Raw genomic sequence first — 337 nt, 5'->3', positions numbered from 1 at the left:
AAAGGGGTATCCGGTACCGACGAAGGAGTATCGGGATGAGCGTCGTAAGCAGAAATTGAAGAGAGAAAAAGCTAGCTTACTTACGCTGGAAAGAGGACTGTTGCTTAGAGGGAATTCTTTGCCAGATGAGAAGGTAAAGGAGATTCAGGAAATCATTGAGTTTCAGAAAAAAGTCATCCAAAGCTTGGAAGGAAATCCATGACTGCTTTTTCAGCCAAAAGCTATTCTGTTGAAGCATCCACGTGTGGACAGTCCCCTATTTTCTATTGCCGTATATGGCAGTAAAGTAGAAAAACAACGTAGCATTTTTGCAAGGTGAAAACCATGAAATGGATTA

General features: G+C 41.5%; 1 protein-coding gene. It reads left to right on the top strand.

Features of this window, described 5'->3' with window-relative positions; translation table 11 throughout:
• Window positions 1-202, top strand: a 202-nt coding sequence (locus SJI03_RS28895) for a hypothetical protein (protein WP_322429472.1), incomplete at its 5' end; no start/stop codon positions are given.
• Window positions 203-337 lie beyond the last annotated feature (135 nt).

The sequence above is a fragment of the Janthinobacterium sp. GMG1 genome (assembly GCF_034427795.1).
Lineage (GTDB): Bacteria > Pseudomonadota > Gammaproteobacteria > Burkholderiales > Burkholderiaceae_D > Janthinobacterium.
This window is presented reverse-complemented; position numbering and strand designations above follow the sequence as displayed.